The 4,872-nt window shown below is 67.8% G+C and carries 6 protein-coding genes; 3 read left to right on the top strand and 3 right to left on the bottom strand.

What is annotated here, in order from left to right; genetic code table 11:
• The first annotated feature begins 429 nt into the window (after window positions 1-429).
• On the top strand, window positions 430-918 hold the full coding sequence (locus tag ACFXAZ_RS38015; protein WP_384601142.1) for a DUF4265 domain-containing protein: 489 nt from the start codon (window positions 430-432) through the stop codon (window positions 916-918).
• A gap of 53 nt (window positions 919-971) precedes the next feature.
• Window positions 972-1,352, top strand: a complete 381-nt coding sequence (locus tag ACFXAZ_RS38010) for a hypothetical protein (RefSeq protein ID WP_384601139.1) — start codon at window positions 972-974, stop codon at window positions 1,350-1,352.
• Window positions 1,353-1,417: 65 nt separating this feature from the next.
• Here ACFXAZ_RS38010 and ACFXAZ_RS38005 read toward each other — a convergent pair whose 3' ends face one another.
• Complete coding sequence (locus ACFXAZ_RS38005) at window positions 1,418-1,564, bottom strand: hypothetical protein (RefSeq protein WP_384601136.1); 147 nt, start codon at window positions 1,562-1,564, stop codon at window positions 1,418-1,420.
• A gap of 151 nt (window positions 1,565-1,715) precedes the next feature.
• Between ACFXAZ_RS38005 and ACFXAZ_RS38000 the strand changes: the two genes are divergently transcribed.
• On the top strand, window positions 1,716-2,135 hold the full coding sequence (locus ACFXAZ_RS38000) for a hypothetical protein (protein ID WP_384601133.1): 420 nt from the start codon (window positions 1,716-1,718) through the stop codon (window positions 2,133-2,135).
• 259 nt (window positions 2,136-2,394) lie between these two features.
• Here ACFXAZ_RS38000 and ACFXAZ_RS37995 read toward each other — a convergent pair whose 3' ends face one another.
• Both ACFXAZ_RS37995 and ACFXAZ_RS37990 read right to left on the bottom strand, forming a co-directional pair.
• A complete protein-coding gene (locus tag ACFXAZ_RS37995; protein WP_384601162.1) occupies window positions 2,395-2,784 on the bottom strand; it encodes an HNH endonuclease family protein in 390 nt (129 codons plus the stop codon).
• Window positions 2,785-3,228: 444 nt separating this feature from the next.
• The gene (locus ACFXAZ_RS37990; protein ID WP_384601130.1) at window positions 3,229-4,668 is read right to left on the bottom strand and encodes a type IV pilus biogenesis/stability protein PilW; all 1,440 of its coding nucleotides are present in this window, start codon (window positions 4,666-4,668) and stop codon (window positions 3,229-3,231) included.
• Between the last annotated feature and the right edge of the window lie 204 nt (window positions 4,669-4,872).

Here is a 4,872-nt window from a genome sequence, read left to right as displayed (position 1 = left end):
TCACGGATCGCCCGACCGGGTGGTTTGCCCTCGGCGCCCCGCTCCGGGGTTCGCCTACGTGGAGGACCGGCCGGAGGACAACCCCCCGGGGCGCCGGGCCGGACCTGTACTCAGCGGGTGAAGACGACGACACTCACCGGCGTGTTCGGGCACGTGCTCAGGATGTTGGCGAGGCCGGTCTGCTCGGCTGTGTCGATGGCAAGTCCCCAGCGGGTTTTGATAGCGACCCAGTCGGTGGTGTAGGTGCAGTGATAGCTGGTGGCCGGGGGGTGCCAGGGGAGGGGTCCTGGTCGGCCTTGGACCGCGCGCGCGGACGCGCAAATGCATACGGGCCCGCGGGCTGGGGCCAGTTCCTCGTCCATGGAGGATCGCTTCCCGTTCGCGAGGTGATCGTTTCCCACGATGGCCGTGGCTGTGGAAGATGGTGCGGTGACGGAGACCAGGGACGACCACGTGAAGGTCCACTTCCGCCTGGAGGCGGACGGGGACGGCTGGCCGCCGGCTGGCGTGGAAAGCTTGTGGGCGGTGGACCTCGGCGACGGCACCGTCCGCTTGGACAACACTCCCTGGTTCGTACGCGGAATCGCCATCGGCGACATCATCCGGGTGGAGCTCGACGCCGAAGGCGTCCACTGGGCCGGCGAGACGGTGCGGGCTTCAGAGAACTGCACCATCCGGATGATCGTCATGAAGGACAGCGGGTCCGGTGCCGCTCGGCGGACCGTGCTGGAGGCCTTTCACCGGCTCGGCACAACTGGCGAAGGGATCGAGCAGTTCCGCATGGTGGCGCTCGACGTGCCACCTGATGCGGACCTGCCTCGGATTCGGAAGCTCTTGGAGCACGGAGAGGCCAAGGGGTGGTGGCACTGGGAGGAAGGATCTGTCACCGCCGCGTGGCGGAACACGGCAGCGGCGTGACCGCTGTAGGCGCTCATACCTCTCCTCGTGGGGAGGCAAGGGGGGGAGACCGCATGTCCGTCTTTCACTGCGGCATCTGTCAGCAGCCCTTGACCGGGGAGGTGGCTCCGGGGCAACCGCTGAGAGGGCCGGAGCCGCCGGTGGGCCATGAGGTCGTCTCGCCCCGGATGGCCCAGGGGACCTTCAAGGTCAATTTCAATGCCAGTCTGCTGATCTTTCACCCGGATGACGTTCCGGGGACTGCGCTGCACCCCGATTCCCGGCGTCTCTCTGGTTGCTGCGGACTCGCCGGCCAGGACGGCCCCAACCTCGTATGCAGCGGCTGTGGTGTCGAGGTCGCGACCAAGGAGTCTGACTGCTGGACCGGCAACCTCGTGGCGTTGATCGCCTCCGCCGTTGCGGAGGGTGTCGCCCCGCGCCCCGGCCTTCAGTGACAGGCACGGAGCATGCGGTCACGGTACTCCTGGAACGTGCCATCCGGACGTTTCCAGCGGGGTGATCAGGTCTCCTCTGGCGCAGTCCAGGAACTCGCAGCGCAGGGCGCTTCAGCGAGGCTGAAGACATGGGTGAGGACATCGTCGCTGGATACGCGGATATGGCGCATGATCGAGTCGACCGGGTCTTCAGCGCCGATGTTGAGTTCCATGGACCAGGCGGGTCCGAGGAGTTCGCCCCAAATGGGGTCGGAGAGGCCGATGCCGGGGATGGCCGCTTTCTGCCCTTTTCGCGCAGACTCGGATCCGGCAACCTGGGCACAGTGCGAACTGGAATTCACTGATCGTGGAAGGAACAGGTGAATGCGCGTCTTCTCTGGCTCAGCCCTGCGTCTGGCCGCCATGGGCGGCGTGTGCGCGCTAGCGCTGGGATTCTCTGCCTCTCCTGCGGCGGCCGGCAATCACAGCAGTCTCACATTCGGCTACTCGGCCGGCTGCAACGGTGCCAGTGACACCGGTTCACAGGGGCGCTTCCTTCACGACGGAGACCGGTTCTTTGTCGGGGACGTATGCCGGGATGGCCACAGCGCCGTACTGCTGGGGACCGTGAGGGGTGACAGCGCGCCCGAGGTCGTGGTCTGGGCCAGTGAGGGTGTTGGCGACGAGAGCGTCGAGTCGTACAACGTCGCGGAGGGAACAACCGTACGGGTCCGTGCTTGCATCGGTGATTTCGCTGACGAGATCTACTGGGGCTGTGGCTCCTGGGAACAGGGTGTCGCATAGCGCCCCGCGCCGTGCCTGAAGTCTCCCGGGCCCGTCCGGCAGCCGCCGCCTGGGACAGCGGACGACAGCAGCACCCGCCAGCCGTGATGCAACGACGACACCGGCTCAGAGAGTAGAACTGCCGACATACCGTCAAAGACGGCATGAGCCCAGTCGGAGGACGATCTCTGCCTGCGCAGTCGCGCGGAGATCCCCGATTGCGGCATGGTGGAGGTCCGGTCCGTCGTCCGTCCCCCGTGGCGACGGGCCGGACCTGTGCTCAGCGGGCGGGAGTGACGTCGACCGGAGTGTTCGGGCAGGCGCTCAGGATGTCGGTGAGGGCGGTCTGCTCGGCGGTGTCGATCGCGAGCTGCCAGCGGGTTTTGATCACCACCCAGAAGGTGGCGTAGGTGCAGCGGTATCCGGTGGCGGGGGGTTGCCAGGTGGCGGGGTCCTGGTCGGCCTTGGACCGGTTCGAGGTGGCGGACACCGCGATCAGTGCGCGGTCGTCGCCGAGGTCGTTGGCGTATGCCTGCCGTTCTGTGGCGGTCCAGGCCGAGGCGCCGGAGTCCCATGATTCCGCGAGCGGGACCAGGTGGTCGATGTCGAGGGCGCGCGCCTGGTCGAAGACGGTGTCGTCGTAGGGCGAGTACCACGAGCCGCCGCTCAGTGCGCAGTTGGCGCCCTTCTCGAGCTGATCACCGGGCGCCCCCGCGGCCCGCTGTTCCTCACCGGCCGCAAGGCGCCCGTGGGCACCGCGATGCTGGACGTATGCGAGGAGACCGGCCTGAGCCTCGTAGGTTGAGGCTCAGGTCAGCCCTTGAGCCACCTCCCCAGCTTCCACGCGATGCGGACCAGCAGGTCCTCGACTCCCTGCCTCAGAGACGGCTTCGGCCCACCCCGGCGCCCCATAGACGCCTCCCCTTAGAACCGGGTGGATGTGGCAGCGCTCTTGGCGGGACCGGCAGCAACGCCCCCCCGAGGGCCGGTGTTGGCCCGCGCCCACCGCGTCAACCCTTCCCAGCCGCCAGCCTCCCCCTGACACAGCACAACATCAACTGCGGGTAAAGATGCTGGTTAAGAAATCTGCTCCCCGGTCGGCGCGCGGGGCGGCCTAGCTCTCCGCGTCCACGGCATCACGCAGTCGCGTCGCCCGTTCGGAAATGTCCGCGGGGCCGTACGCGATGGCACGCGTGCACCATTCCCGGCTCTCCGCCAGCTCACCGCTTTTGCCGGTCATCAGGGCGAGCCGCAGAGCCGCTCGGCCGTGACGGGCGCTCGCGGCAAGAGCCCACAGCCGGCGGGCCTCCGCCATTTCGCCCCGACGGTAGAGAAGCAGGGCCAGATTGAACGTGCTGGTGGGGCGACCGCTTGCTGCCAGTGGGCGCAAAGCCTGCTCAGCGACGTGGGGAGCCACATTGAAAGCGTTCCGGCCGATGGCGCCGAGGTCGGCGTTGTCTGCGGCATGGACCAGCGACGCTTCCCAGACCCGGTCCGGGATCGGTGAATCCGTATGGTCGATGAGGTAGTCGAAAGGCGCCCATCGTTCTTCCGCTCCGGTATCGCCCCGTGCCGGCAGGAGCAGGCTGGTGACCCCGCCGCGGATACGCGATGCCCAGATGAATGCCTCATCCAGCGATTCAGGGCGCAGCACCGGGCCGCCGGCTTGGTCGAGGTGGTGCTCGTGGAGCTCGGTGAGCAGGGCGCGTGGCCAGGGGCCGCGGAGACCTGTGCGGGCGAGATCGACGGCTGCTGCGACCAGGGCGGCACCGCGTGCGTGTCCATGGATGCGGCGTGCTCGCCGCCACTCCTGGAGGAGTGCCGGTCCGGCCGCGAGGTACTCGGCCACCCCGAAGGAGCCATGATGTGCCAGTGCGTCGAGGACGCGGGGGTCTTCGCATTCTGCCGCGCGGGACAGTTCGGCGTTGCTCCAGAGACGGTCCAGGTCGAAGACTTCAGCGGCCCTCAGCACCTGTGAACTGATCCCGCTGTCCTGGTCCCCGGTGAACGTCTCGTATGCCTTGAGCCGCATGGTCGCCACGACCGGAATCTCCATGCGGACCAGATCAGCGAGGACTTCGGGTAGTCCGTCCTGGAGCACGTACTTCTCCAGGTCATCCAGCCATACCACCACTCTGGAGGTCTGACAGCCTTCCACCGCCGCCGGTACTTGTCTCAGACTGGCCCCAGCCGGGGGCGCCAGGAGCCGGTGGCCAGGCAGTACAGCGCGTAAGCCTTCCAGCGCGGCCCGCGTCTTGCCCGCCGTGGAGTCGCCGATGACGAGGACCAGGCCGCCGAGCGGGATCCGCTCGCGCAGGGCGGCGTCGATGTCCCGTGGCACGTACAGTGGGAGTCTGCCGCCATCCTCGGCCGGGCGAGCCCGGTGCACACCCGCCGACAGCTCGTCCAGCTCGCCGACGAGCGGCCAGCGGCCCGGGTCCCGGAGATAACGCGGGACCGGCGCCTGTGCCGGGACATGAAATGTGAGCTGACGGACCTCCCCGGCCTGCACGACGTTGGTGAAGCTGCCGCCCGAAATCTCGTTCTCCCCCATACGCGAATACGGTAGTTCGTACCCTCCGCCGACTGGTCGCCCCGGCTTCACAGGTCGGCAACGTATCCGCTTCCGCCGTCTTTACCCCGACTGAGCGGCCCCCCCGGCCCCTAGGGCGTGTCCGCAAAGTTGGTTGGTCGTTGCTCCGTTCGTGGTGCGACGTCATGAATTGACTGATCAGGCCTGGACGGTGATCGGGCCGCT

It is taken from the genome of Streptomyces sp. NPDC059477, from assembly GCF_042749375.1.
Classification (GTDB): domain Bacteria; phylum Actinomycetota; class Actinomycetes; order Streptomycetales; family Streptomycetaceae; genus Streptomyces.
The sequence above is the reverse complement of the archived record's forward strand: the minus strand, read 5'-3'. Positions and strand labels throughout refer to the sequence as shown.